The sequence below is a fragment of the Streptacidiphilus sp. EB129 genome, from assembly GCF_041262645.1.
GTDB lineage: Bacteria > Actinomycetota > Actinomycetes > Streptomycetales > Streptomycetaceae > Streptacidiphilus.
On sequence record NZ_JBGCCS010000017.1, the window covers coordinates 102797 to 128152 of the forward strand.

A 25356-nucleotide genomic window follows, 5' to 3' on the forward strand; every position below is an offset into this window, starting at 1 on the left:
CCCGTCCCGGCCCTTGGTGACTGGGCATCGACGCGGGGTCGGGACGGGCACCGGAGTCGGGCGGACCTACTGCGCGCCGAGGCCGGCCGCCGAGACGGGCTGCTGGCCCGCCGCGCTGAGGACCTTGTTGAGCAGGGTCAGGTCGTAGATGCCGGAGAGGTTCGGCTGGGTGATCAGGCCGGCGGTCACCGCGTGGTCCGCCTCGGTCTTCAGCGAGGCGGCCAACGGGTCGTTGGTGACGCTGAGTTCGGCCCAGGCGGTGTCCAGCTGCTTGGTGGGCAGCGGCTTCTTGGTCAGCACCGTCAGCGCCGCGTTGGCGTCCGCCTTGGCCTGGGCCGGGTTGGCCAGGATCCAGGCGTTGGTGTCGACCGAGGCCTTCAGCACGGCCTGGACCACGTCCGGGTGGGCGGACAGGAAGGTCTGCGAGACGATCACGTTGGTCGACACGAACTGGCCGCCGGGCCACAGGCTCTTCTCGTCGACGAGCACCTTCGCCCCCTCCGCGACCAGCTTGGAGGCGGTCGGCTCGGGTACCCAGGCGCCGTCGATGGAGCCGGAGGAGTAGGCGGTCGGGGTGAGCGAGTTGTCGGTGCGGATCACCGAGACGTCACCGGCGCCGGACTTGGCGTTGACCTTGTAGCCGTTGGTGGCCAGGAAGTTGAGCAGCGCCACGTCCTGGGTGTTGCCCAGCTGCGGGGTGGCGATCTTCTTGCCCTTGAGGTCGGCCACCGTCTTGATGGTGGCCGGGTTGACCACCAGTTCGGCGCCGCCGGTGGTGGCCCCGGAGATGATCTTCAGCGCCGAGCCCTTGGACTTGGCGTAGGCGTTGATCGCCGGGGACGGGCCGATCCAGGCGATGTCGACGGCGCCCGAGTTCAGCGCCTCGATCTCGGACGGACCGGCGTTGAAGATCTGCGTCTTGATCGTGGTCGCGCCCAGGTCCTTGGCGAACTGGCCGTTCTGGATGCCGATCAGCGGCGTCGCATGGGTCAGGTTCGCGAAGTAGCCGATGTGCACGGTGTCCGCCGACAGCTTCGCCCCCGAGGCGGAGCCGGATGCGGCGGAACCGGAGGAGCCCGCCGGGGCGGCGGCACCGGTGTCGGCCTTGGAGCCATAGCCGCAGGCGCTCAGCAGGCCGACGGCGGCGAGGCCGACGGCCACGGTCGACAGGGCACGTCTGGCGCGGAGGTGGTGACGGGTACGGGGCCGGGACAGGGCGGTCATGGGAGGCGTCCTCACGAAGGGGCGGAAGGGGCGGTCCGCGCGGCGCAGCCCGTTACGGGGCGGCGGCGGACCACGGGAAGGCGGTGCTCGGCGGCGGCGTCGTCGGGACGTCGCGGTGCCGGGGGTCTGTGCGGACCCGGTTCAGCAGCCGGTAGCCCGACAGCGGCCGATGCCGCCCTGGCCCGCCCCGAGCACGCCGCTGCCGACGCGCCCGCCTTCCTTCGCCATGCGGGAGAACGCCTCGCCGCCCATCGTGTGTCCCATCGTCGGTGGATCCTGGTCGTGCTGAGGTCCCTGAGGTCCGGTCATGCTGGTGCCCGGTGGGGCTAGAAGGCCTCGCCGGCCATGCCGGCGGTGAGGGTGGAGCCGTCGGCCTGGTCGATCAGCAGGAAGGAACCGGTGGTCCGGTTGGTCGCGTACGGGTCGAGCGCCAGCGGTTCGGCGGTGCGCAGCACCACCTGGCCGATGTCGTTGACCTTCAGGCCCTCGGGGCGCTCGACGCGCTCCAGGGTGTCGATGTCGATCCGGTAGGGGATGTCCTTGACGATCGCCCGCACGGTGCGGGTGGTGTGCTTGAGCAGCACCTTGTCGCCGACGGTCAACGGCCGCTCGTGCAGGTGCGAGACGGTCGCGGTGACGTCCTGGGTGGACTCGGGCGCCGGCCCGGAGGCGATCAGGTCGCCCCGGGAGACGTCGATGTCGTCGGTGAGCCGGACGGTGACCGACTGGGGCGCCCAGGCGATGTCGCTCTCGGTGCCCAGCACGTCGATGCCGGCCACGGTGGTGGTCAGCCCGGACGGCAGCACGGTCACCGCGTCGCCGGTGCGCAGCACGCCGGAGGCGAGCTGGCCGGCGTAGCCGCGGTAGTCGCGGTGCTGCTCGTCGACGGCGCCGCCCTGGGGGCGGATGACGTACTGGACCGGGAAGCGGGCCGGCTCGACCGAGCGGTCGGTGCCGACCGGCACCGTCTCCAGGTGCTCCAGCAGGGTGGGGCCGCCGTACCAGTCCATGTGCGCGGACGGCTCGACCACGTTGTCCCCGGCCAGGGCCGAGATCGGGACGGCGGTGACGTCCGGGACGCCCAGCGAGGCGGCGTAGGCGCCGAACTCCTCGGCGATGGCCGCGAAGACCGGCTCGGCGTAGTCGACCAGGTCCATCTTGTTGACCGCCAGCACCACGTGCGGGACGCGCAGCAGGGCGGCCACGGCGGCGTGCCGGCGGGTCTGCTGGACCACGCCGTTGCGGGCGTCGACCAGCACCACGGCCAGTTCGGCGGTGGAGGCGCCGGTGACCATGTTGCGGGTGTACTGCACGTGGCCGGGGGTGTCGGCGAGGATGAACCGCCGCCGGGCGGTGGCGAAGTAGCGGTACGCCACGTCGATGGTGATGCCCTGCTCGCGCTCGGCGCGCAGGCCGTCGGTGAGCAGCGCCAGGTCCGGCGCCTCCTGGCCGCGCTGCTGGGAGGCGTGGGTGACCGCCTCCAGCTGGTCGGCCAGGATCGACTTGGAGTCGTGCAGCAGCCGGCCGACCAGGGTCGACTTGCCGTCGTCGACGGACCCGGCGGTGGCGAAGCGCAGCAGCGCGGTGGCCGAGCCGGTCTCCAGCGTGGGAGCGGTGGGGTGCAGTTCGGTCGACATCCTAGAAATACCCCTCGCGCTTGCGGTCTTCCATGGCGGCCTCGGAGACCTTGTCGTCGGCCCGGGTGGCGCCCCGTTCGGTCAGCCGGCTGGCGGCCACCTCGGCGACCACGTCGGCCACCGTGGTGGCGTCGGAGTCCACCGCGCCGGTGCAGGACATGTCGCCCACGGTGCGGTAGCGCACCTGGCGCAGCTGCACCGGCTCGTCGTCCCTCGGGCCGCCCCAGGCGCCGGCGGTCAGCCACATCCCGTCGCGCTGGAACACCTCGCGCTCATGGGCGTAGTAGATCTCCGGGAGCTCGATGCCCTCGCGCTCGATGTACTGCCAGACGTCCAGCTCGGTCCAGTTGGACAGCGGGAACACCCGCACGTGCTCGCCCACCGCGTGGCGGCCGTTGTAGAGCGACCACAGCTCGGGGCGCTGGCGGCGCGGGTCCCAGGCGCCGAACTCGTCGCGCAGCGAGAACACCCGCTCCTTGGCGCGGGCCTTCTCCTCGTCGCGGCGACCGCCGCCGAAGACCGCGTCGAAGCGGTTGGACTCGATGCCGTCCAGCAGCGGCACGGTCTGCAGCGGGTTGCGCAGCCCGTCCGGCCGCTCGCGCAGCCGTCCGCTGTCGATGAACTCCTGCACCGAGGCGACGTGCAGCCGCAGCCCGTGCCGGGCCACCGCCGCGTCGCGGTAGGCCAGCACCTCGGGGAAGTTGTGGCCGGTGTCCACGTGCAGCAGCGCGAACGGCACCGGCGCGGGCCAGAAGGCCTTCAGCGCCAGGTGCAGCATGACGATGGAGTCCTTGCCGCCGGAGAACAGGACCACCGGGCGCTCGAACTCGCCGGCCACCTCGCGCATGATGTGGACGGCCTCGGCCTCCAGCGCGTCCAGGTGCGACAGGGTGTAGGGGCTGTCGGCCTCGCCCCGGGTGCGGATGTCGGCTGCGGTGGTCACGCCAGTCCCCTCTCGGTCAGCAGTGCGCGCAGGGCGGCGGCCGACTGGGCCACCGACTGGGTGTGGGCCTCGATCCGCAGGTCGGGTGCGGTGGGGACCTCGTAGGGGTCGTCGACGCCGGTCAGTCCGGAGATCTCGCCCGAGGCCTGCTTGGCGTACAGGCCCTTGACGTCGCGCACCGAGCAGACCTCGACCGGGGTGGCCACGTGCACCTCCAGGTACGCGGTGCCCTGTTCGGCGTGGCGGGCGGCGACGGCCGCGCGGGAGGCGGCGTAGGGGGCGATCACCGGCGCCAGCACGGTCACTCCGTTGGAGGCCAGCAGCTCGGCGACGAAGCCGATGCGCTGGATGTTGGTGTCACGGTCGGCGGGGGTGAAGCCGAGACCGGCGGAGAGGAAGGTCCGGACCTCGTCGCCGTCCAGCACCTCCACCCGTCGGCCCTCGGAACGCAGCTGCTCGGCCAGTGCCAGGGCGATGGTGGTCTTCCCTGCGCTCGGCAGTCCGGTCAGCCACACGGTGGCGCCGCACTGCTGCACGGCGGCCGCCGTGGCGGGCGGTGCGTCGGCAGTGGTGGTCATCAGGTCTGCTCCAAAGGTCGTGCGGTCGGCAGGAGGTGAGTACATGTCAGATATGAGCGTAGGTCAGAGATGAATGCCGCATTCGGTCTTGCCGACTCCCGACCAGCGCCCGGAGCGGGCGTCGGCCCCGGCCAGGATCCGCCGGGTGCAGGACTCCGGTGCGCAGCCGACGGACGCGTAGCCGTCGCTGAGCAGCAGGTTCAGCAGGATGCCGTGCTCGGCGACATAGGCGTCCACGTCCTCCTGGGTCCACCGGGCGATCGGGGCGATCTTGACCTTCTGCCGCTTCGGGTCGAAGGAGACGACCGGGGTGTTCGCCCGGGTCGGCGACTCGTCCCGGCGCAGGCCGGTGGCCCAGGCGTCGTAGCCGGCCAGGCCGCGGTTGAGCGGCTCCACCTTGCGCAGCGCGCAGCACAGGTCCGGGTCCCGGTCGTGCAGCCGGGGTCCGTACTCGGCGTCCTGCTCGGCCACGGTCTGACGCGGCGTCAGCGTGATGACGTTGACCGGGTAGATCTCGGCGACCGCGTCCCGGGTGCCGATGGTCTCCGGGAAGTGGTAGCCGGTGTCCAGGAAGATCACGTCCACGCCGGGCAGCGCGGTGGAGGCGAGGTGGGCCACCACGGCGTCCTCCATCGAGGAGGTGACCGCGAAGCGGCGGCCGAAGGTTTCGGCGGCCCAGCGCATCACCTCCTGCGCGGAGGCCTCCTCCAGCTCGCGCCCGGCCCGGGTGGCCAGGGCCTCCAGCTCGGCCGGCGTGTACCGGCCTGTCTCACTCGTCGAAGTCTCACTCGTCGAAGTCTCAGTCGTCGCGGTCATCTGACGGCCCCCCAGATGTGGATGAATGGGCGGAAAGCAGGCCAAGGAACTTCAGCGAGAACGCCCGACGGCAGCTCGCGCATTCCCAGCTCCCGTGGCCGGCCTCCGCGCTGGGGCGCAGATCCTGGTCTCCGCAGTAGGGGCAGAAGAACGGTGCGGCACGTTCACTCACGTGAGAGCCTCCTCGTTCGCACGCAGCGCCCACTCGGCGAAGCGCTCGCCCTCGGTGCGCTGCTCGTCGAAGCGCCGCAGCACCCGCTCCACGTAGTCGGGGAGCTCGTCGGCGGTGACCTTCAGGCCGCGCAGCTTGCGGCCGAAGCCGGCCTGGAAGCCCAGGCTGCCGCCCAGGTGCACCTGGAAGCCCTCCACCTGCTCGCCGTCGGCGTTCAGCACCAGCTGGCCCTTGAGGCCGATGTCGCCGGTCTGGATCCGGGCGCAGGCGTTGGGGCAGCCGTTGATGTTGATGCTGACCGGCTGGTCGAAGTCCGGCAGGCGCTTCTCCAGGTCGGCGATCAGGTCCGCGCCACGGCCCTTGGTCTCGACGATGGCCAGCTTGCAGAACTCGATGCCGGTGCAGGCGATCGTGCCGCGCCGGAACGGGGACGGCTTGACCTGCAGGTCCAGCGACTCCAGGGCGGCGGTCAACGACTCGACCTGGTCCGCCTCGACGTCCAGGACGATCATCTTCTGCTCGACCGTGGTGCGCAGCCGGTCCGACCCGTGGGCGGCGGCCACGTCCGCGATCCGCGCCAGGGTGGCACCGTCGACGCGGCCGACCTTCGGCGCGAAGCCGACGTAGAAGCGGCCGTCGTTCTGCGGGTGCACGCCGACGTGGTCGCGCCAGTCGGTGCTGGGCTCGGCCGGGGCCGGGCCGTCGACCAGCTGGTACTTCAGGTACTCGTCCTCCAGGATCTGGCGGAACTTCTCCGGGCCCCAGTCGGCCATCAGGAACTTCAGCCGGGCCCGGGTACGCAGCCGGCGGTAGCCGTAGTCGCGGAAGATGCCGACCACGCCCGCCCAGACGTCCGGAACCTCGTCCAGCGGCACCCAGGCGCCGAGGCGCTCGGCCAGCCGGGGGTTGGTGGACAGTCCGCCGCCGACCCACACGTCGAAGCCGGGGCCGTGCTCGGGGTGGACCACGCCGACGAACGCGATGTCGTTGATCTCGTGCACCACGTCCTGGACCGGCGAGCCGGAGACGGCGGTCTTGAACTTGCGCGGCAGGTTGGAGAACTCCTGGTTGCCGATGTAGCGGCGGTGGATCTCGTCGACGGCGGGGGTGCCGTCGATGATCTCGTCCTGGGCGATGCCGGCCACCGGGGAGCCGATGATCACACGCGGGCAGTCGCCGCAGGCCTCGGTGGTGGACAGCCCGACGGCCTCCAGCTTCTGCCAGATCGCCGGCACGTCCTCGATCCGGATCCAGTGCAGCTGGATGTTCTGCCGGTCGGTGATGTCGGCGGTGCCGCGCGCGTAGGTCTCGGAGACCTCGCCGATGGCGCGCAGCTGCGCGGTGGTCAGCCGGCCGCCGTCGATGCGGACCCGGAGCATGAAGTGTTCGTCGTCCAGCTCGTGCGGTTCCAGGATCGCGGTCTTGCCGCCGTCGATGCCCGCCTTGCGCTGGGTGTAGAGGCCCCACCAGCGCATCCGGCCGCGCAGGTCGGCCGGATCGATGGAGTCGAAGCCGCGCTGGGAGTAGATCGTCTCAATGCGTGTCCGCACATTGAGACCGTCGTCGTCCTTTTTGAACTGCTCGTTGGCGTTCAGCGGCGTGAAGTGGCCCATGGCCCACTGGCCCTCACCGCGGTGGCGGGTCACCTTGCGGGTGGCCGCCGGGCGGCGCGCGGCGGCGTCGTCAGCTGTGGGGGTGGTGGCCATGGTGCGATCCTTCTGCTTGGGAGGCGGAGCCTTCCCGATCGGCACAGCAGCACTGACCTGCATGGATACATGCGGATCGCGGGCGGTGACCTGACCGGGCCGGCTAGCGGCGGGCGGAGCGTCGAGGTGGGCTCAGGTCGCCGGACAGATGGCGCTGGACATGCGGCCGAGATCGACGTGAAGTCGACCGACCAAGGCAGTTCCGGCACCAGACATGGCAGAAGAGTCGCACGCCGATCTTTGCGGCGTCCACCACCATCCAGATACTGAACAGATCAGTCTCTGTATCTGGGACCCGAACGGGAAGTGCCGGGTGCGGGGCCCGGCGGGGGCCGTCGAGGACGATCGGGGATCGGCCCTCGGAGGCCCGCGCGGCGGGCTGTTCCCGCTGCTCAGGCAGGATGCCACGGCAGGCCGTCCAGTATGTGGACACGACGGTCGGTGAAACCTGGACACTGCGGCGGCGGGTGTGGGCTGCGCCACTGCAGGTTCCCGCAGGCCCAGCGGGTCACCACAGGCCGCTGCCCGCCACTGCGGGCGGGCAGCGGCGGGCAGCAGGGGGCACTGGCGTGCGGCGTCAGCCCAGGTTGAAGCGGGCGGCGGTGCGCAGCAGGCCGGGGGAGATCCGGCCGATCAGCCGGGCGGCCCTGGCCTCGACGGTGACCGGGACGAACGGGCGGTCCCGCCGTACCGCGCGGACGATGGCGGCGGCGACCTTCTCCGGGGGGAAGTTGCGCCGCGCGTACATCCCGGAGACCTTCTGCCGCTGCGCGGACTGCGCGGCCTCGTCCAGCCCGGAGAAGGTGGTGCTGCGGGTGATGCCGGTGTTGACGATGCCCGGGTAGATCGCGGTGACGCCGATGCCGGAGTCGGCGAGTTCGGCCCGCAGGCAGTCGGAGAGCATGGAGACCGCGGCCTTGCTGGTGGCGTAGGCGGCCAGCATCCGGGACGGCAGATAGGCGGCGGCCGAGGCCAGGTTGACGATGTGCCCGCCCTCGCCGCGCTCGGCCATCAGCGTGCCGAAGGCCCGGCAGCCGTGGATCACGCCCCACAGGTTGACGTCCAGCACCCGCTTCCACTCCGCCTCGGTGGTGGCCAGGAAGGTCCCGGAGTGGCCGATGCCGGCGTTGTTGACCACGACGTCGGGGACGCCGTGCTCGGCCGCGACCTTCGCGGCGAAGGCGTCCACGGCGGCGCCGTCGGAGACGTCCACCTGGTAGGCGTGCGCGTCGGCGCCCAGCAGCCGGGCCAGTTCGACGGTACGGGAGGCGGCCTCCAGGTCCAGGTCGCAGACCACCACCGCCATGCCCTCCTCGGCGAAGGCCAGCGCGGTGGCCCGGCCGATGCCGCCACCGGCCCCGGTGACCACGGCCAGCCGCCGGGGGCGCGGTGGCAGGACGGCACCGCGGTCCGGTTGCGTGCCCTCCGGCCGCGCGCTCTCCTGTTGGGCGACGAACTCGCGGACCATGCGTGCCACGGTGCTTCCCTTCTCCAGCAGTGCCGCCCAGTGCCCGGCGGGCAGGGTGCGCCGCCAGAGCTGCGGCGCCCACCGCTCCAGGCCCTCGGTCAGTGCCGGGCTCACGTAGTTGTCCCTGGTCAGGGTGACGACCTGGACCGGGATGTCGGTCGGCCGCTGCCCGGGCCGCAGCAGTCGCGGCAGCATGTTGGCCCGGTACAGCGAGATGCCGCGTACCGCGTCGCCGACGAGTGTCGACTGCGGGTGGGCCCGTTCTCCGTCCTCGGGGCGCGCCCGGACCCCCTCGACGACCCGCAGCACGGTGTCCCAGCGCCGGCCCAGGCCGTGCTGCCAGGCGGCGGGGGCCAGGCCCGGCAGGTGGAACGCCACGATGTACCAGGAGTGTGCGGCCTGGCCGAGCAGCTGGGCGAGGTGGCGCGGCGTCGGCCTGGTCAGCCGGTGCCGGGCCCAGTGGCCGATGTGGTCCAGGCAGGGCCCGGAGATCGAGGTGTACGAGGCGATCCGGTCCCGTGCGCCGGGCCGGGTCACCGCCTCCCAGGACTGGATCGAGCCCCAGTCGTGCGCCACGACGTGCACCGGGCGTCCGGGGCTGACCGCGTCGGCGACCGCGAACAGGTCGTCGGCGAGCAGCTCCAGCCGGTAGTCGCGGGTGCGCTCCGGATGCCCGGACCCGCCCGCGCCCCGCACGTCGTAGCGGACCACGTGGTGGTCCCCGGCGAGGGCGGCGGCGACGTCGTCCCAGACCCGGTGGGTGTCGGGGTAGCCGTGCACCAGCAGCACGGTGGGGTGGGCGGGATCGCCCTGCTGGTGCACGGCGAGCGGCAGCCCGCCGCCGCCGAGCACGGTCGACCGCCGCACCGCTCCCGCGCCGGCGGAAGTCGCGCCGGCGGAAGTCGCGTCGGGGGTGATCGCTGCGGGGGTGGCGGGGGTCCCGTCGGGGGTGGTCGTCGCGCGAACGGTGGGCGCCGCGTCGTCGGGCGTGGCTGCGTCGGGGGTCATCGGGTGGCTCCGGCGGACTCCCAGCGGCGGACGTGCGGGAGGTCGTCGTCGAGCCAGTAGGCGTCGTCCTCGGTGACCACCAGCAGCTCCTCGAACTTCAGGCCCACGTCGCGGAAGCCGACATGCGGTTCGACCGCCCACAGGCCCGGCGTCGGCGCGTGCCGCGAGGAGCGGCCGTCCGCCCACAGCGGGGAGCGGCCCTGCAGCCGCTCGCTGACCAGCTCGCGGCCCAGCGTCTGCAGGGTGCGTACGCCGAAGCCGAAGAGGTTGACCCCCGCCGGGCCGCGTGCGGTCATCCGGGTCACCTGGTGGCCGATGACCCGGCCCGGGTAGACCCGGTGCCGGTTGTCGTAGCCGTGCTTGGCGATCAGCGCGTCCACGGCCGCGTACACCTCGTTCAGCGGCCGCCGTTCGCGCACCTGCTGGACGATCAGTTCGCGGTACTCGCGCAGGTCCAGGGCGATCCGGTCCCAGATCGGGTTGTCGCCGATCTTCCCGGCGTAGCCGATGTCGGCGGTGTAGCCGTCGACGACCGGGGCGCAGTCCAGCACGAAGCACATGCCCTCCTCCAGCCGTCGGCCGCTGGCGAAGAACTGCAGCGGCGTGCGGAAGTGCCGGAAGGCGGTGCGGTCGCCGAACCAGGCGAACGGGACGTGGAAGAAGTCCTGCACGCCCGCGTCGACCAGCTCCCGGCGCAGCCGCCGCGCGGCCTCGCGCTCGGTCACCCCGGGCTCCAGCCAGGCGGCGACGTTCTCGGCGCAGCGGTACGCCAGTTGCTGGAGTTCGCGGAAGCGGTCCAGGTCCTGGGCGTCGAAGGGGAAGCGGGGGGTGTCGGCTGTGGCGCCGGTGGTGGGGGTGGTGGCAGTCATGGGGTCATCCGTCCAGTTCCAGGCATTCGCCCTCGGGGGCGCGGGACACGCAGACGAGCATCTGGCCGGCGGCCCGCTCCTGGTCGGTCAGCTTGCGGTCGCGGTGCTCCACCGTGCCGGACCTCACCTGCCGTCGGCAGACACCGCAGAAGCCCTGCCGGCAGGAGTAGGGGGTGGCCGGGTCGTACTCCCTGAGCACGTCCAGGGCGGTGCGGTCGGCCGGGACCGGCAGCTCGGTGCCGCTCCGGCGCAGCCGGAGGGTGAACGGGCGGCCGTCGGTCACCGGGGCCGCGGCGAAGCGTTCGAAGTGCAGCGCGGTCGCGCCACTGGCGTCGAACGCGGTCCGTACCGCGTCCAGCATCGGCGCGGGTCCGCAGACGTAGACGGCGGCGCCGGGGGCGGCCCGGCCGAGCAGGTCGGCGCCGTCCGGGGTGCCGTGCTCGTCGTCGGCGAGCAGTTCGACGCGGTCCGCGCCGAGTCGGGCGAGCTCGTCGGCGAAGGGCATCGAGGCGCGGGAGCGCCCGGCGTGGACCAGCCGCCAGTCCAGGCCGCGGGCGGCGGCCTCGCGGGCCATCGGCAGGATCGGGGTGATCCCGATGCCGCCCGCGATCAGCAGCACCGAGCGGTCGCCCGCGAACGGGAAGGCGTTGCGCGGTCGGCTGACGGTCAGCCGCGCGCCGGGGTGGAGGGCGTCGTGCACCTCGACCGACCCGCCGCCGCCGTCCGGCAGCCGGCGTACCGCGATCCGGTAGCCGCTGCGGTCGGCCGGGTCGCCGCAGAGCGAGTACTGCCGCCGCCGGCCGGAGGGCAGGTCCAGGTCCAGGTGGGCGCCGGGCTGCCAGGGCGGCAGCGGTCCGCCGTCCGGCGCGGCCAGCCGCAGCGCCACCACGTCCTCGGCCGCCGCCTCGCGGTCGGTGACGACCAGGCGCAGCGGGCCGGGCTCGGGCGGGAAGACGCGGCGCCCGTAGCGGTCGCTCCTGGTGCTGATCGGCAGGTAGAAGCGGGTGACGGCGTCGAGGAAGCGCAGGAAGCGGTCGTCGCGTCCGCGCCCGTAGAGGTCGGGTGGCAGCGGGACTTCGTGGCTCATGGGGTAGTGGTCCTTGTCCGTGCGCCGGGGCGGGGTCCTGGGTCCCGGGGCGGGGTCCTGGGTCCCAGGGCGGGGTCAGACGGCGGCGGCGCGGGCCGCGGGGGAGCTGCCGAGGTAGGCGACGGCCTGCCGGGTGGAGCCCTCCTGGGTCGGGTGGTACCGCGGGCGGAGGTAGCGCGCGGCCGAACGCGAGGCCCGGCCGAGTTGGGGCAGCAGCCCGCGCCGGGAGGCGTCGACGTACCCGCGCCAGGTGGGCCCGCTGCCGGGGGCGAGGTCCGGGTCGGCGGCCATCAGGAAACGGGTGCCGCGGATCCAGAGGTGGAACAGCACCGGGCCGGTGATCGTCATGGCGCGGATCCGGCGGACGTAGCCGGGGTCGAGGTGCTGCAGCAGGTCGTACGCCACGCTGCGGTGCTCGACCTCCTCGGCGCCGTGCCAGCGGATCAGGTCGAGCATGGTCGGGTCGACGCCGGCCCGCTCCAGCCCGTCGGCGTTGAGCACCCAGTCACCGAGGAAGGCGGTGAAGTGCTCGACGGCGGCGATGATGGCGACCCGTTCGACCAGGTTCTCCCGGGCGGCGGTCCCGGTCAGCTCCGGATGCTCGCCCAGCACCCGGTGGAACAGGAACTCGGCCTGGCGGACGTACGGGCGCGGGTCAAGCCCCTTGGCCAGCAGGTGGTCCAGTACGCCCTGGTGCGCCTCGGCGTGGATGGCCTCCTGGCCGACGAAGCCGAGCACCTCCTCGCGCAGCCGCTCGTCCCTGATCAGCGGCAGCGCCTCCTTGAAGGTGCGCACGAACCAGCGCTCGCCCTCCGGGAGCAGCAGGTGCAGCACGTTGACGACGTGGGTGGCCAGCGGCTCGCCCGGGATCCAGTGCATGGGCAGCGCGGACCAGTCGAACCGGACGTCCCTGGGCTGCAGCACCAGGCCGTGGTGCTCGTCCTTCGGCGTGATCGGGGACATCGGCACCCGCCCTCCTTATTGATGGTTACTCAACAGTAGGGCCTATTGAGGGCAAGTCAATAGGATGGGCGCATGGCCCGTATCGAAAGTGCCCGGCTCGCAGGTGCCCGGCTGTCGCCCACCGACCGCAAGGTCCAGATCCTCGCCGCCGCACGCGGCCTGCTGGAGCGGCGGCCCATCGACGCGCTCTCGGTGGAGTCCGTGGCCGAGGAGGCCGGGGTGTCGCCGGGACTGCTGTTCCACTACTTCGGCTCGCAGCGGAAGCTGCGCCAGGCCGTGCTGCGGGCGGTGGCGGACGAACTGCTGGACCACGTCCGCCCCGATCCCGCGCTCAGCCTCGGCGAGCAACTGCGCTCCGGCATCGAGGCCTTCGTCGACCAGGTCTCCCGGCACCCCTCGGTCTACCTGGCCGTGGTCCGGCTCACCAGTACCAGCGGCAACCCGGAGACGCGTGCGCTGCACCGGGCCATCCGGGCCACCTTCACCGTCTGGATCACCGACGGGCTGACCGGCGCGGGGCTGCCGCCGACCCCGGCGGTGGACCTGGCCCTGCACGGCTGGCAGGCCTTCGTCGAGGAGGTGGTGGCGGCCTGGCTGGACCAGCCGGCCGGCGACCGGATGCCCCGCGCGGACCTGGTCGACCTCTGCGAACGCGGCTGCTACCAGCTGGTCATGCTCGCCGTGGACGATCCGGGGCACTGGGAGCGGATCGTCCCGCTGCTCGGCCGCCGCGCCTGACCTTGGCCGGGTGGGGGCGGGGTCCTGGCGGGGTCGTTCGGCGTCGTTCGGGGGACCGATCGGGCGGTGACGTGGCGAGGGTGTGGCGAAGTCCGGGCGGGGCCGAGAAGTTCCAGGTCGTGGGCTTGGACGAGGTGCCGGATTGGATACCCTCACAGGTGTGCGACCAGCAGGCGAGAACCCACCGAGAGCCCGGCACCGGGCCCGTGCCCGGCGTGCCGCCGGGCGCCGGGCCAGGGTGCCGTACCGGGTGGTCGCCTGGCAGCTGGTGAAGGACACCACCAACACCTGCATGGAGTACCGGGTCACCGGGCTGGCCGCCGAGGTCGCCTTCTTCACGCTGATGTCCGTGCCGCCGCTGCTGCTCTGCGTGGCCGGGACGCTGGGCTACCTCAGCGCGGGCACGATCAGGGTGGTGGAGCAGGACATCCTCAACGCGGCCAGCACCGTGCTGTCCCAGTCCTCCATCGACCAGACCGTGAAACCCCTGCTCACCAGCGTGTTCAGCGGCGGCCGGCCGGACCTGATCTCGATCGGCTTCCTGCTCGCGCTGTGGTCCGGATCCCGCGCCCTGTACGTCTTCGTCGAGACCGTCACCATCATGTACGGGCTGGAGGGCAAGCGCGGCATCATCCATACCCGGCTGCTGTCGCTGGGCCTGTACGTGGTCGCGCTGATAGTCGCCACCGTCGTGCTGCCGTTGCTGGTGGCCGGCCCCGGCATGGTGGTGGAGGCCGTCCCGATGGCCGAGGGCACCGTGCACGCGCTGTACTGGCCGACCGCGATGGTGCTGTCGGTGGTCTTCCTCACCACGCTCTACCACGTGGCCGTCCCGGTGCGGACGCCGTGGCGGGAGGACCTGCCGGGGGCGCTGGTCGCGCTGATCATGCTGGTGGTCGGCAGCGGGGTGCTGCGCTTCTACCTGGTGCACGCGGTCGAGGGCCCCACCGTGTACGGGTCGCTGGCCGCACCGGTCGCGGTGCTGCTGTGGATCGGGGTGACCGCGTTGTCGGTGCTGATCGGCGCGGCGATGAACGCCGCGATCGACCGGATGTGGCCCAGCCGCGAGACCGCGCTGGCGCGCGCCGAGAACGAGGCCGCCCGCGAGGAGGCCGCGGCCGAGCTGATACGGCGCGCCGAGGCGCGGCGCGCCGCGGTACGGAACCGGGCGGCGAACCCGCCGCCCGAGGGGGAGGAGGCCGAGGGCGACGCCCCGGCCGAGTACCCGGAGCGCTGGGCGGACTTCCTGGCGCCGGGCAACCTGCGCGGCAGGTTTCAGCACCGTGGCCAGAGCCGTCGCCGGATGCCCTACCCGCCGCCGGAGTCCCCGGAACCCCCGGACACCCCGCGCAAGCCCCCCGCCCCCTGACGCTCCCGCGCCCCCTCGTGCAGCGGGGTTCCGCTCGCGCTGTGACGGGACGATCCTGGGCTGACGCCCCGTCGTGAAGGGAAGTCGCCCGGTGACCCTGCTGCCGCCCGGAATGCCACGCCGCATCAACTACCCGCCCTGTTCCGTCGGAGACATCCTGGCGGGAACCGCGCGCCGGCACCCGGACCGGGTGGCGCTGTGGGACGGCGAGGAGGCGCTCGACTACGCCGAGCTGTACCGACGGGCGCTGCGCCTGGCGCGGGGACTGCGCGAACGGGGGATCGGGCCGGGTGAGGTGGTGGCGCTGCACCTGCCCAACTCGCTCTGGTTCACCGTCGGCTACTACGGCGTGCTGCTGTCCGGCGCGGTGGTCACCCCGATCAACCCCGCGCTGCCGCCCGCCGTCCTGGCCGAGCAGCTGACCGAGGCCGGTGCGGTGGCGGCGATCAGCCATCCGGCGACGCTCGCGGCGCTGGCCGCCGCGGCGGTGCCGCTGCGCCTGGTCGTCACCGTGCCGGCCACCGAGGCCGCGCCCGCCGGGGCGGCGCCCCCCGAGACGGCGCCTGACACGACAGCGCCGGACAGGACGCCGTCCGGGGATCTCGCGGAGCGGGCGGTGCGGGTGGAGCGGCTGCTCGCCGGTCCGGCGCCGGCCGCGCTGGAGCCGGTCTCTCCGGAGGCCCTGGCCCATCTGTCCTTCACCGGCGGCACCACCGGCCGGTCCAAGGCGGTCCGGGTGCTGCACCGCCAGGTCGTGGCCAACTCGCTGCAGATGGGCTGCTGGCGCAGCGCCTCGCTGCCGCACCTCGACGACCGGGGCGGGCTCTACCTCGACCACGTCCCCGGGGCGATCCGGCCGGACACCGTGCGGATCGCCGAGGGCAGCCTGCTCGCGGTCGCGCCGATGTTCCACGCGATGGGCCTGGTCACGCAGAACCTGTGCACGGCCGGCGCGGTGACCGTGGTCGTCGCCGGGCGGTTCGAGCCGGGCCGCTACCTCGCGCAGCTGCAGCGGCACCGGGTCAGCACCCTTGCGGGTTCGCCCGCGCTGTTCCACGCGCTGCTCGCGGTCCCCGGCATCGAGCGGGCCGACCTCTCCTCGGTGCGCCTGGTCAGCTCCGGCGCCGCGCCGATGGACTCGGCCACCCTGGCCCGGCTGGGTGAGCTGATGCCGGAGGCGGCGGTCACCGAGGGCTACGGCCTGACCGAGTGCACCATGGGCCTGACCAGCCATCCGCCGCTGCTGGACGGGACCGCCCCGCTCGGCAGCGTCGGGGTCCCGGTGTTCGACACCGAGATCGAGATCCGCGACCTGGTCGACGCCAAGCCGCTGCCGACCGGCGAGGTCGGCGAGGTCTGGGCCCGGGGCCCGCAGGTCGCCGACGGCTACCACGGGCACCCGGAACTGACCGGGCAGCAGTTCCAGGACGGCTGGCTGCGGACCGGCGACCTGGGCCGGACCGACCCCGACGGCTGGCTGTTCCTGGTCGGCCGGGCCAAGGACATGCTGCTCTACAAGGGCTACAACGTGTATCCGGGCCCGCTGGAGGAACTGCTGCACCGGCATCCGGCGGTGGCCCTGGCCGCGGTGGTCGGCGAGCCCGACCCGGAGGCCGGGGAGATCCCGGTCGCCCATGTGGTGCCCCGGCCCGGCCACCCGCCCACCGAGGGCCTGGCCGGTGAGCTGATCGCCTTCGTGGCCCGGCAGGTCGCCCCCTACCAGCGGGTACGGGTGATCAGGTTCGCCGAGTCGCTCCCGGTCTCCGCCGCCGGGAAGGTCCTCAAAACCGAACTGCGGCGCGGCAAACCCGAGTCGGACGGGTCGGCCTGAGCACCCGGCCGCCGGTCCCGCGGCTGTTGCGGGACCGGCGGCGCGTGCGGGCCGGAGCGTCGGTTGACCAGCCGAGCGGTCAGGAGCCGGACGGGCCCTCGACGTCGACGGTGCCGATGTACTCCTGGGTCTCGGCGGCGGGAAGCCGCACGGCCTGGGCCCAGTAGTAGATGACCAGGCTGAACACGGCGACGACGCCGATGTCCCACCACAGCGGGATGCTGTTGGAGGCGCCGCACGAGGTGGTGGAGGCCGGGCCGCCGCTGCAGAAGCCGCCCCGCCAGGAGATGATCCCCATGCCGAGCAGGTAGACCGGCAGCCACTGCGCCGACCTCCAGTCCAGGTGCGGGGTACGGGGGTTGAGCTTGAACAGGGCCGAGCCACCGAGCAGCAGGTAGCCCAGCACGATGCCGATGCCGAGGCGCCACAGGGTGTCGAAGCCGGACCAGTAGATGATCAGGTTGGCGACGATGAACGCCACCGGGGACCAGAAGCCGCCTGCGGGCAGCCGGTAGGGACGGATCCGGTCCGGGTCGGACTTGCGCAGCACGCCGAAGGCCAGCGGGGCTCCGGCGTACATCAGCACGCTCGCCGAGGTGATGAAGCCGACCAGCTTCTGCCAGGTCGGGAAGGGCAGGAAGACCACCAGTCCCATCACGAAGGCGAACAGCAGGCCGAACCACGGCACTCCGCGCTTGGTCGTGCGCTCGAAGACCTCGGGCACATAGCCGTTGCGTGACAGTCCGTAGGAGACCCGGGAGGTGGCGGTGGTGTAGATCAGGCCGGTGCCCGCCGGCGAGATGACCGCGTCGATGTAGAGCAGGGTGGCCAGCCAGCCGAGGCCGATGGTGGTGGCCAGTCCGGCGAACGGGCCCGCCTTGGCCGTGAAGGTCAGGTTCGCCCACCCGTGGGCGAAGGCGCTGTGCGGCAGTGCGCCGATGAAGGCGACCTGCAGGGCGATATAGATGAACGAGCCGATCAGGATGGAGCCGATGACCGCCAGCGGGATGTCCCGGCGCGGATTGCGGCTCTCGCCCGCGAGTTGGTCGGCCTGCTCGAAGCCCAGCAGGGCGAAGATGATGCCGCTGGTGCTCACCGCGGAGAGCACGCCCTTGGCGCCGAACGGGGAGAAGCCCTGGTAGCCGAAGTTGCTGCCGTGGAACTGGGTGATCGCCAGCGCGAAGATGGTCAGCAGCGGAATGCCGATCTTCCACCAGGTTGCGGCACTGTTCGTGTGCGCGAGGATGCGGATGCCGAAGAAGTTGACGATCACGAAGAATGCCATGAAGGCGACGGCGAGCGCATAGCCGCCACCGGTCAGGTGGCCCTTTCCCGATTGGATCCAAGTGGCGTGCACGCTCAGGTAGTTGAGTGCTGCCAGAACCTCGATCGGGGCCACGGTCACGGCCTGCAGCCAGGAGAACCAGCCGAAGGACGCGCCGGCCGCGGTGCCGAAGGCGTAGTGCGGGAATCGGCCGGTGCCGCCCGAGACCGGATATGCGGCGCCCAGTTCCGCGTGCACGAAGGCGAGGATGATGATCGCGACCGCCCCGATACCCCAGGAGATGAGAGAGGCGGTGCCGGCGGCCTGGGCGGCGAAGAGTGCTCCGAACAGCCAACCCGAGCCGATGATGGAGCCCACAGAGGTCCAGGTCAGACCAATAAGACCAATGTCACGCTTGAGGCCCACCGGGCTGTTCCCGGTCGGCGCTGTCGTTGTTGCCATGAGCGGGGTACCCCACTTCCGACCCGTGTTCCAGTCGGCGATATCAGCGATATCGGAGTAGGGAATAGAATATGCTCTGTATAAAGGCAGCGCGACCCATGCCGTCTGTGCAATTGCATGACATCCGGTTAGACCCCGCCCCGAGCGCCGTCAGCCGGGCGTGGAGTCGACCAGATGTGCGAAGACCACGACGTTGCCCTGGTACCCGGTCGCCGTGCTGTATCCGCCGCCGCAGGTGATCAGCCTGAGCTCGGCGCGCCGGGTGGGCCCGTAGACCAGCCGGTCGGGGAAGGCGGTGCGGGGGTAGACGGCGACCCGGTCGATGACGAAGGTCGCGGTGCGGTGGTCGCTGCGCAGGACGTCGACGGTGCCGCCGGGCTGCAGCGAGCCCAGGCCGTAGAAGACGGCCGGTCCGTGGGCGTTGTCCACGTGACCGGCGATGATCGAGGCCCCCGCGCTGCCCGGGGCCGGGCCCGCGCGGTACCAGCCGGCCAGGTCGCGCTGCTCCGGCGGCGGCGGGATCAGATGGTGCCGGGCGTCCAGGCCGAGCCCCGCCAGCGGGGCGTCCACCCCGATGGCGGGGATCCGGATCCGCTGCGGCACCGAGGGCGGCAGCGGCGGCGCGGCCGGCCCCTGGGTCCAGTCGCTCTGCGACAGCGCGTCCTGGGCGGCCGAGGGCTGCGGGGGGCCGCCGCCGACCAGTCCGTGCTGGATCAGGACCAGGCCGAGCAGTACCGCGCCGACCAGCTTGCCTGAGCGCCTCCCCGGTCCGGTGGTGCGGCCGGCGTGGTCAGCCGGCACCGCCACCGCCCTGCGCCCGGCGGCGCCACAGCATCACCCCGCCGGCGCCGACCACCAGCGCTCCGCCCAGGGCCACCTGCAGCGGGCTGCCGGCGTTGCTGCCGCCGACCCCGGTGTGCACCGGTCCGGTGATCGACTGGTCGTCGCCCTTGGGCTCGGGCCGGGGGTGGCCGCGTTCGCCGCGCACGGTCAGCGTCGCCTGGAACGCCGAGGCCCGCTCGTCGGAGCGCTGGCAGGAACCGGTCACCGTGTAGTCGCCGGGGTCGATGGCGTTGTTGATGGTCGCCGCCGCGGCGAACATCCCGTTCTGGCCCGGCACCGGGTTCAGTTCCACGCTGGTGCTGAACGCCTGCGAGGAGACCAGGGTGGGCACGGGCGTGCTGTACGCCGTGCAGTCGACGGTGATCGCGACGGTGGACTTGTCGCCCACGGTGGAGGGGCGCAGCGTGATGGTGGCCGCGCTGCCGCCGCTCGACGCGACTGCGGCGGGGACGGCCGCACCCACGGCCAGGAGCGCTGTCGCCGCGCCCACCGTCACCGCTCTGGTGGTCGCTGTGTGTATCCGGTGCATCCGGACCTCCGACGCCCGGCGCGGACCACGGGCACCAGGCCCGGGTACGGGGGACGCGCCACGGCAATCCCGAAGACCATCACCATCGGTGATCGGCGGATAACAGTATGGTCATATGCATCACCTGTATGGTCCAGCGATGCGACGACGGAGCCCGCCGCCCCCGGGATCCGGGGCGGCGGGCTCCGTCAGTGCGGTGCTCCGTCAGTGCGGGGCGGTGTTGCGGGCGGCGATCAGAGGCCGGCGGCGGCGCCGCAGACCGGCCAGGCGCCGGGGCCCTGCGCGGCCAGGACGTGCTCGGCGACGGTGATCTGCTGGTCCTTGGACGCCTGGAAGGCGTTGGCGGAGAACTGGGTGCCACCGAACGCGGCCCAGGTCGAGGGGGTGAACTGCAGGCCGCCGGAGAAGCCGTTGCCGGAGTTGACGGCCCAGTTGCCGGTGCTCTCGCACTGCGCGACGGCGTCCCAGACGGAGGGGGTGGCGGCGGAGGCGGTGGTCGCCGTGACGAGTCCGGCCACCGGCAGGACGGCGACAGCGGCGCCGGCCAGGATGACGCGCAGGCGCTTCGGCTTGCGGGTGCTGGTGGTGGTGGTGGCCGTGGTGGTCTCGTTACGGAAGATCATGCGTGTCCTCTCGGCAGTCCCCGGACGGAGGCAGCCGGAACCAGGCCCCGGGGAAGGGGCCGGTTTCGATTCGGCTGCTGTGCTCGGTCAGCGGTCGGTCACGGTGTGGACCGTGTCGCCGCACCGGCCGCTCCGTCTGGCGCCACTGGAAGGGGGCTGCCCTGGAGCGGGATCCGGGAGGTGCTCGTTGCACCGGGATCCAACGTAGGATCCGGGTCGGACGAAGTCGAGCCTGTCCGCATAACAGCAGCTCAGAGCGCTGTTACTGCCGGTAACTCAGTCGGAGTTAGGGATGGCCGCCCGGTTCTCCCAAGGGCCCGCGAATCGGCTAAACCTGCCAAAGTGCCGCAGACCACAGGAAAATCTGCCAAATCCCTCACGCACCGTGCATCAGGAACCACGCAGCGCGGTACCGCCCTCCTCGGGGAGCCCCACGCCGGTGGCCTGGGCCACATGCGGTCAGATCGGCTGCGGTTCGAAGTCCCAGTACGGGCGGTCGCGCCGGCGTACGGCCACCGTGTGCGGGTGCTCCGGGCCCAGCACCGTGGACATCTGCTCCAGCACCTCGCGCTCCCGCGCTTCGGCCTCGTCGGTGCGGCGAACCGCCCGCAGGTCGGCGGAGAGCGCCGCCGCGCAGGCGAAGGCGAGCGGGTGGTCCGGGCCCAGCGCGGCCCGGGCCCGGGTCACGGTGTCCTCGCTGAGCGCCAGTGCGCCCTGCTCGTCGCCGGCCAGGTGCCGGGCACCGGCCGCGTTGACGGCGCAGCCCAGCGTCCACGGGTGGTCCGCGCCGACCGCGGCGACCATGCCCTGCCAGGAGGCCTCGCCGATCCGCAGCGCCTCCTCGCGCTCGCCGTAGGCCCAGTGCACCAGGCCGATGTTGCCCAGCGTCCCGGCCGCGTAGGGGTGCTCCGGGCCGACCAGGTCGCGGTAGCGGTCCGCCACGGTACGGGACAGCTCGGCCGCCTCGGCCAGGTCGCCGCGCTGGCGCAGGAAGGACGCCCAGTCGGCCTGCACCATCAGCGTCTCCGGGTGGCGCTGGCCCTGGACCCGGCGGGAGCGGGTCACCACGGTGCGCATCAGCCGGGAGCCCTCGGTCAGGTCGCCGCTGCGGCGCAGGCACTGGGCCAGGTTGTGCTCGGCCCGCAGGGTCTCCGGCGCGTTGTCGTCCAGGAGCTGGCGGTGCAGCCGGGCGTTCAGCTCCTGCCGGGACACCGCCTCCGGGTAGCGGCCCAGCAGCCGCAGCAGCCAGGCGTAGGCCTGGCCGGACTGCAGGGTCAGCAGGTGCTCCCGGCGCAGCAGCCGTTCCCGGATGGCCAGGATCTCGCCGTGCACCACCAGCGCCTCGCGGTAGCGCCCCAGCAGGCCCAGTGCCAGGCCCAGGTTGCTCCTGGCCTGGAGGGTGCTCGGGTCCTCGGGGCCGAGCCGGTCGCGGAACTGGGTCCAGATCTCCTCGTAGAGCTCCGCCCCCTCCTTCAGCTCGGCCAGCGCGAGCAGGGTGCCGCCCAGGCCGTTCTTGGCGCGCAGCAGCTCGGTGTCGTCGGCGGGACGGTCGGCCAGCTGGCGCAGCACGGCCCGGCCGATCGCCTCGGCGGGGCGGTAGCGGCCCAGCCGGCGCAGCAGGTTCGCGTGCTGGTACTCCAGCAGCAGCATGTCCCGGTCGGTGGGCGGCAGCCGGCGCTGCCAGTGGCTCCGCGCGCGCTCGCACAGCTCCTGGCCGGTGGTGAACTCGCCGCGCAGCTTGAGGTAGTCGATGCAGTTGAGGATCAGCTCGCGGACCGCCGGGTCCGGGCTCTCGAACGCGCCCGAGGGCTCCAGCTGCGGGATCAGCTCCGCGTAGATCGGCCACTCGCGGTTGTCGGCGGGCCGGCGCGGATCAGCGCCCACCAGAACCTGCCAGGCGGTGGTGGTCATCGCGTCGCGTTCCTCATCAGGTAGTTCCGTGCGCAGGAAGGTGTGGTAGAGCCGGTGCATCCGGACGCTGTCGACGCCGGCGTCGGTGGTGGGCCCCGCCTGGTAGTCCAGCCGTACGGCGGTGGAGTCGGAGATCCGGGCCAGTGCCGAGTGCCAGCTGATGGGGTTGGCCGCCAGCGCCGCGAGCGGGGCCGGCAGGTCACCGGGGCGGGCCTGCTGGACCAGGTGCACCGGGATCCGGTCCGGGGAGAACTGCGAGAGCAGCTTCAGCAGTTCGGCCGCGGCGGGATGCTGCTCGCGCAGCGTGTTCAGGGTTATCGACCAGGCCGTCTGGAAGCCCTTGGGGTAGTCCTCGTCGATGCCGAAGCCGATCCGGGCCAGCTCTCCGCCGCGGATCTGGGTCACGTAGTCGGCCACCGGCATGGTGTTGGTGTTCAGCCAGGAACTGGTCTGCGCCAGCATCAGCGGCAGGTCCTCGACCGCGTCCGCCAGCAGGTCGGCCTCGTCATGGGTGAGCCGTGGGGCGCGGCGCCGGGCGTAGGCGACGCTCTCCTCGCGCAGGAACGGCCCGACCGCGATCTCCGGGAAGCCGCTGGCGGCCAGCCAGGCCCGGTTCAGCGTCGTCAGCAGCACATGGCCGGGGCCCTCCGGCAGCAGGTCGGTCACCGACTCCGGGGTGTCGGCGCCGTCGAACACGATCAGCCAGCGCTGGTACGGGCGGCCGACCCGCAGCGACTCCTGGACCGCGCGGGTCCGTGCGCCGATCTCGCGCCCGGCGGACAGCTGCAGCGGTACCGCCAGGTCGGCCAGGTGCTCGCGGGCGGTCGGCCGGGAGCGGGCGTCGATCCAGTGCACCACGTCGTAGTGGTTGCCGAAGCGGTGCGCGTACTCGACCGCGATGGCGCTCTTGCCGACGCCGCCGGGCCCGTGCAGGGCCAGCCGGGACCCGCCGGTCCCGCCGGCGCTCAGCCGCTCGTACAGCTGCTCCAGCAGCGGGTCGCGGCCGGTGAAGCTCTGCGTGCGGCGCGGGATCCGGCGTACCACCGGCGGGTCGAGCGGGAACTTGGGCGCGCCCGCGGGCACCCCGTCGGTCCGTGCCGGGGCGCCGGCCGGGCGCAGCCCGAGCCGCTGCAGCAGCAGCCGGCGTGCCTCGGTCTCCTCCAGGTCGCGCAGGTCCACCGGCCGCAGCACGGCGACCGCGGTGGGCATCGCCTGGGTCGCCACGCTGACCGCGGCGAAACGGTCCAGGTGCTGCGGGACGACCTCGTGCAGCGCCGCCGACCACTCCTCGGCGCTGCGCGGACCGAGCCGGAAGTACCAGTCGTCGAGGACCAGCAGCACCCGGCCGTCGGCCAGCAGCAGATCCCGCAGCGACTCGGCGAGCGGGGGCTTGGAGCCCGGGTCCCAGCGCAGCATGGTGGTCTGCTGGCCCAGCACCGACAGCTGGTGCGAGATCCAGGCGGCCCAGGGCCGGTTGAAGCCGGCGTAGCTGATGGTGAAGTGCTGGCCGGGGCCGCTGGGCAGCGGGTGCGTCTGGGCCTGGGACTGGTCGGCCACGTCACTCACTCCTGAGGCTGCGGGCGGCTCGGCCACCGGATCGGGTGGCCAGGTTAGGGCAATCTGGCTGGGGGTCAAAAATACCGCTCCAGCGGCGTTTTGGGGTGTGGCACGGGGCCTGCCGGGCCCTCTTGCAGTGCTTTTTCGAGCGACTGCGCCACATGGCGGATCAGCCGTTCGAGATCGGCGCAGTACACGGAAGGGTTAAGGAAACCCTCCCCCCGGCGGTAGCGGTGGGTGTAGTTGCCGCCGCCGCAGACCCGCACCAGCGAGCACTGCCGGCACTGTGCCGACAGGCCCGCCAGGCCGAGCTGTCGGGCGGCGACTCCGGGATGCTCCAGGGCGGCGTCGAAGCTGTGCCGGAACACGTCGAGACCGGTGCCGGCGGCACCGTGGTACGCCGAGCGCAGCGCGTCGACCTGCTCGATCGATCCGTCGGTGTCGACGATCACCGCGGCCACCGGGGAGAGCCCGACCGCCTCGGTGGTGCTGGGGCGGCCCAGCAGCAGGCCGACGATCTCGCGGAACAGCCGTATCGGCGGCCCGGGAAGCTCCGCGCCCCACCACAGGTCGAACACCTCGGCCAGCCAGTCCCCGTACCGGCCCGGAGCGCCGGGCGGCCGCGCGCTCCAGTTGGCGTGCGGCAGCAGCAGCGCCAGCGACGGCGGACGCAGCGCCAGCAGCGAGGTGAGCACGGCCTCGGGGGGACTCTCCACGTCGATGGTGGTGAGCACCCCCGCGTAGCTCTCCGGGTGTCGCTGCAGCAGCCGCGCGGCGCGGGCGGCCGCGGGCCAGGACGGGCGGCCGGCGTGGTCGATCCGGTGCCGGTTCAGCTCGGCGGTGCCGCCGTCCAGGCTCAGTCCCACCCTGATCCCGGCCTCGGCCAGCCGGGCCAGGCCGCGTTCGGTCAGCAGTGTCCCGTTGGTCTGCACGGTGATCCTGGCCGTGCACCAGGGCGGCAGCGCCGCGCGCAGCTGGTCGGCCAGCGCCACCAGCGGGCCGGCGCCGCGCAGCAGCGGCTCGCCGCCGTGCAGTTCGACCCGGATCGCGGTCAGCCGGTGCGTCCTGACGTGCTCGGCGATCCGGGCCACCGCCCGCTGCCCGGTGCGGGCGGACAGCTGCACCGGGCGGTCCCGCCAGGTGTGGTCCGCGCTCTCGTAGATGTAGCAGTAGTCGCAGGCCAGATTGCAGCGGCTGTGCAGCTTGAGCACGAACTGGTTGAACGGCACCGGGGCGGTGCCGGCCCGGCGCAGTGCCGGTACGTCCAGCAGCGTGAGCGGCCAGGGCGCGGGGGAGGGCCCGGTACGGTCGTCTGGCGCGGATGGACCGGACATGCCGGACTGGCCCCCCGTCGGTGTCGGTGCGGCCGGTCCCGTCCCGGCCGCGGACGTCAGCCGCGCGGTGCCGCGGCGTGGTCGGACGGGCCGTCGGCACGGGCGGTCGCGGCACGGGCGGTCGCGGGGCGGGCCGGAGCGGCGTCGGTGGTGGCGCCGTCGTCGAACTCGGCCACGGCCTCCTCGGGCGCGGGCCACCACGACAGCAGGTCGGTGAGCACGGCGGACAGCACCGGGTGGGGGGTGTCGTCGGCCACCGCGGCCAGCGGCACGCCGCTGAAGTCGGGCAGCGGCTCCCGCAGCCCGGTCCGCAGCCCTGTCCGCAGCCCCGTCGGCGGCTCCGTCCGCACGTCCGCCTCCGGCTCTGTCGTCGGCCGTTCGGTCTGTGCTGTGCTCACGGCGTCCTCCCCCGTACCTCGATGCT

Annotated in this window: 21 protein-coding genes and 1 pseudogene; 3 read left to right on the forward strand and 19 right to left on the reverse strand. The window is 72.8% G+C overall.

The window, feature by feature from the left end; translation table 11 throughout:
* Window positions 1-66 precede the first annotated feature (66 nt).
* From ABH925_RS21585 to ABH925_RS21640, 12 genes are all read right to left on the reverse strand, one after another.
* Window positions 67-1224, reverse strand: coding sequence for an aliphatic sulfonate ABC transporter substrate-binding protein (locus tag ABH925_RS21585; RefSeq protein WP_370150260.1), 1158 nt, complete (start codon window positions 1222-1224; stop codon window positions 67-69).
* Between the two features lie 141 nt (window positions 1225-1365).
* Window positions 1366-1488, reverse strand: a complete 123-nt coding sequence (locus ABH925_RS21590; RefSeq protein ID WP_370150262.1) for a hypothetical protein — start codon at window positions 1486-1488, stop codon at window positions 1366-1368.
* 62 nt (window positions 1489-1550) lie between these two features.
* Window positions 1551-2861: a sulfate adenylyltransferase subunit 1 gene (locus tag ABH925_RS21595; RefSeq protein WP_370150264.1), complete on the reverse strand. Its 1311-nt coding sequence runs from the start codon at window positions 2859-2861 to the stop codon at window positions 1551-1553.
* Between the two features lies 1 nt (window position 2862).
* Window positions 2863-3804, reverse strand: a complete 942-nt coding sequence (gene cysD / locus ABH925_RS21600; RefSeq protein ID WP_370150266.1) for a sulfate adenylyltransferase subunit CysD — start codon at window positions 3802-3804, stop codon at window positions 2863-2865.
* Entirely contained in the window at window positions 3801-4382 is a 582-nt protein-coding gene (gene cysC / locus ABH925_RS21605) for an adenylyl-sulfate kinase (protein ID WP_370150268.1), read from the reverse strand. The genes cysD and cysC overlap by 4 nt, the downstream gene beginning before the upstream one ends.
* A gap of 63 nt (window positions 4383-4445) precedes the next feature.
* Window positions 4446-5198 carry a phosphoadenylyl-sulfate reductase gene (locus tag ABH925_RS21610; RefSeq protein ID WP_370150270.1) on the reverse strand — a complete coding sequence of 251 codons (753 nt, stop codon included), beginning with the start codon at window positions 5196-5198 and terminating at the stop codon, window positions 4446-4448.
* Complete coding sequence (locus tag ABH925_RS21615) at window positions 5182-5370, reverse strand: hypothetical protein (protein ID WP_370150271.1); 189 nt, start codon at window positions 5368-5370, stop codon at window positions 5182-5184. Before ABH925_RS21615 ends, ABH925_RS21610 begins: the two co-directional genes overlap by 17 nt.
* The gene (locus ABH925_RS21620) at window positions 5367-7076 is read right to left on the reverse strand and encodes a nitrite/sulfite reductase (RefSeq protein WP_370150272.1); all 1710 of its coding nucleotides are present in this window, start codon (window positions 7074-7076) and stop codon (window positions 5367-5369) included. Before ABH925_RS21620 ends, ABH925_RS21615 begins: the two co-directional genes overlap by 4 nt.
* 577 nt (window positions 7077-7653) lie before the next feature.
* Window positions 7654-9552: an SDR family oxidoreductase gene (locus tag ABH925_RS21625; RefSeq protein WP_370150273.1), complete on the reverse strand. Its 1899-nt coding sequence runs from the start codon at window positions 9550-9552 to the stop codon at window positions 7654-7656.
* The gene (locus ABH925_RS21630; protein WP_370150274.1) at window positions 9549-10421 is read right to left on the reverse strand and encodes a M24 family metallopeptidase; all 873 of its coding nucleotides are present in this window, start codon (window positions 10419-10421) and stop codon (window positions 9549-9551) included. Before ABH925_RS21630 ends, ABH925_RS21625 begins: the two co-directional genes overlap by 4 nt.
* 4 nt (window positions 10422-10425) lie before the next feature.
* The gene (locus tag ABH925_RS21635) at window positions 10426-11508 is read right to left on the reverse strand and encodes a 2Fe-2S iron-sulfur cluster-binding protein (RefSeq protein ID WP_370150275.1); all 1083 of its coding nucleotides are present in this window, start codon (window positions 11506-11508) and stop codon (window positions 10426-10428) included.
* Window positions 11509-11583: 75 nt separating this feature from the next.
* Window positions 11584-12471 (reverse strand): metal-dependent hydrolase, encoded by an 888-nt coding sequence (locus tag ABH925_RS21640; protein WP_370150277.1) that lies wholly within the window; start codon window positions 12469-12471, stop codon window positions 11584-11586.
* A gap of 72 nt (window positions 12472-12543) precedes the next feature.
* On the opposite strand from ABH925_RS21640, the gene ABH925_RS21645 reads away from it, so the two are divergent.
* The 3 genes from ABH925_RS21645 (at window position 12544) to ABH925_RS21655 (ending at window position 16409) form a co-directional block, all read left to right on the forward strand.
* A complete protein-coding gene (locus ABH925_RS21645) occupies window positions 12544-13209 on the forward strand; it encodes a TetR/AcrR family transcriptional regulator (protein ID WP_370150279.1) in 666 nt (221 codons plus the stop codon).
* 160 nt (window positions 13210-13369) lie between these two features.
* Complete coding sequence (locus ABH925_RS21650; protein WP_370150281.1) at window positions 13370-14578, forward strand: YihY/virulence factor BrkB family protein; 1209 nt, start codon at window positions 13370-13372, stop codon at window positions 14576-14578.
* A 91-nt stretch (window positions 14579-14669) separates the two neighbouring features.
* Window positions 14670-16409, forward strand: coding sequence for a class I adenylate-forming enzyme family protein (locus ABH925_RS21655; protein ID WP_370150283.1), 1740 nt, complete (start codon window positions 14670-14672; stop codon window positions 16407-16409).
* 79 nt (window positions 16410-16488) lie between these two features.
* On the opposite strand, the gene ABH925_RS21660 is transcribed toward ABH925_RS21655, so the two are convergent.
* The 7 genes and pseudogenes from ABH925_RS21660 to ABH925_RS21690 all read right to left on the reverse strand — a co-directional run bounded on the left by ABH925_RS21660 (window position 16489) and on the right by ABH925_RS21690 (window position 25330).
* The gene (locus ABH925_RS21660; RefSeq protein WP_370150284.1) at window positions 16489-18135 is read right to left on the reverse strand and encodes an APC family permease; all 1647 of its coding nucleotides are present in this window, start codon (window positions 18133-18135) and stop codon (window positions 16489-16491) included.
* A gap of 150 nt (window positions 18136-18285) precedes the next feature.
* Window positions 18286-18936, reverse strand: a complete 651-nt coding sequence (locus ABH925_RS21665) for a class F sortase (RefSeq protein WP_370150286.1) — start codon at window positions 18934-18936, stop codon at window positions 18286-18288.
* Window positions 18926-19507, reverse strand: a complete 582-nt coding sequence (locus ABH925_RS21670) for a hypothetical protein (protein WP_370150289.1) — start codon at window positions 19505-19507, stop codon at window positions 18926-18928. The genes ABH925_RS21665 and ABH925_RS21670 overlap by 11 nt, the downstream gene beginning before the upstream one ends.
* 251 nt (window positions 19508-19758) lie before the next feature.
* Window positions 19759-20130, reverse strand: a pseudogene (locus tag ABH925_RS21675) (transglycosylase family protein); the annotation flags it as partial.
* A 459-nt stretch (window positions 20131-20589) separates the two neighbouring features.
* Window positions 20590-23598: an FxSxx-COOH system tetratricopeptide repeat protein gene (gene fxsT, locus ABH925_RS21680; RefSeq protein WP_370150290.1), complete on the reverse strand. Its 3009-nt coding sequence runs from the start codon at window positions 23596-23598 to the stop codon at window positions 20590-20592.
* A gap of 74 nt (window positions 23599-23672) precedes the next feature.
* Window positions 23673-24932 carry an FxsB family cyclophane-forming radical SAM/SPASM peptide maturase gene (locus tag ABH925_RS21685; protein WP_370150292.1) on the reverse strand — a complete coding sequence of 420 codons (1260 nt, stop codon included), beginning with the start codon at window positions 24930-24932 and terminating at the stop codon, window positions 23673-23675.
* A 56-nt stretch (window positions 24933-24988) separates the two neighbouring features.
* Window positions 24989-25330, reverse strand: coding sequence for a hypothetical protein (locus ABH925_RS21690; RefSeq protein ID WP_370150293.1), 342 nt, complete (start codon window positions 25328-25330; stop codon window positions 24989-24991).
* Window positions 25331-25356 lie beyond the last annotated feature (26 nt).

Excerpts from the sequence above, each read along its gene's own strand:
- ABH925_RS21660 (WP_370150284.1), bottom strand. The coding sequence starts at position 18,135 with ATGGCAACAACGACAGCGCCGACCGGGAACAGCCCGGTGGGCCTCAAG.
- ABH925_RS21630 (WP_370150274.1), bottom strand. The coding sequence starts at position 10,421 with ATGACTGCCACCACCCCCACCACCGGCGCCACAGCCGACACCCCCCGC.
- ABH925_RS21620 (WP_370150272.1), bottom strand. The coding sequence starts at position 7,076 with ATGGCCACCACCCCCACAGCTGACGACGCCGCCGCGCGCCGCCCGGCG.
- cysC (WP_370150268.1), bottom strand. The coding sequence starts at position 4,382 with ATGACCACCACTGCCGACGCACCGCCCGCCACGGCGGCCGCCGTGCAG.
- ABH925_RS21635 (WP_370150275.1), bottom strand. The coding sequence starts at position 11,508 with ATGAGCCACGAAGTCCCGCTGCCACCCGACCTCTACGGGCGCGGACGC.
- ABH925_RS21645 (WP_370150279.1), top strand. The coding sequence starts at position 12,544 with ATGGCCCGTATCGAAAGTGCCCGGCTCGCAGGTGCCCGGCTGTCGCCC.
- ABH925_RS21610 (WP_370150270.1), bottom strand. The coding sequence starts at position 5,198 with ATGACCGCGACGACTGAGACTTCGACGAGTGAGACTTCGACGAGTGAG.
- ABH925_RS21670 (WP_370150289.1), bottom strand. The coding sequence starts at position 19,507 with ATGCACCGGATACACACAGCGACCACCAGAGCGGTGACGGTGGGCGCG.
- ABH925_RS21585 (WP_370150260.1), bottom strand. The coding sequence starts at position 1,224 with ATGACCGCCCTGTCCCGGCCCCGTACCCGTCACCACCTCCGCGCCAGA.
- ABH925_RS21640 (WP_370150277.1), bottom strand. The coding sequence starts at position 12,471 with ATGTCCCCGATCACGCCGAAGGACGAGCACCACGGCCTGGTGCTGCAG.
- ABH925_RS21625 (WP_370150273.1), bottom strand. The coding sequence starts at position 9,552 with ATGACCCCCGACGCAGCCACGCCCGACGACGCGGCGCCCACCGTTCGC.
- ABH925_RS21590 (WP_370150262.1), bottom strand. The coding sequence starts at position 1,488 with ATGGGACACACGATGGGCGGCGAGGCGTTCTCCCGCATGGCGAAGGAA.
- ABH925_RS21685 (WP_370150292.1), bottom strand. The coding sequence starts at position 24,932 with ATGTCCGGTCCATCCGCGCCAGACGACCGTACCGGGCCCTCCCCCGCG.
- ABH925_RS21595 (WP_370150264.1), bottom strand. The coding sequence starts at position 2,861 with ATGTCGACCGAACTGCACCCCACCGCTCCCACGCTGGAGACCGGCTCG.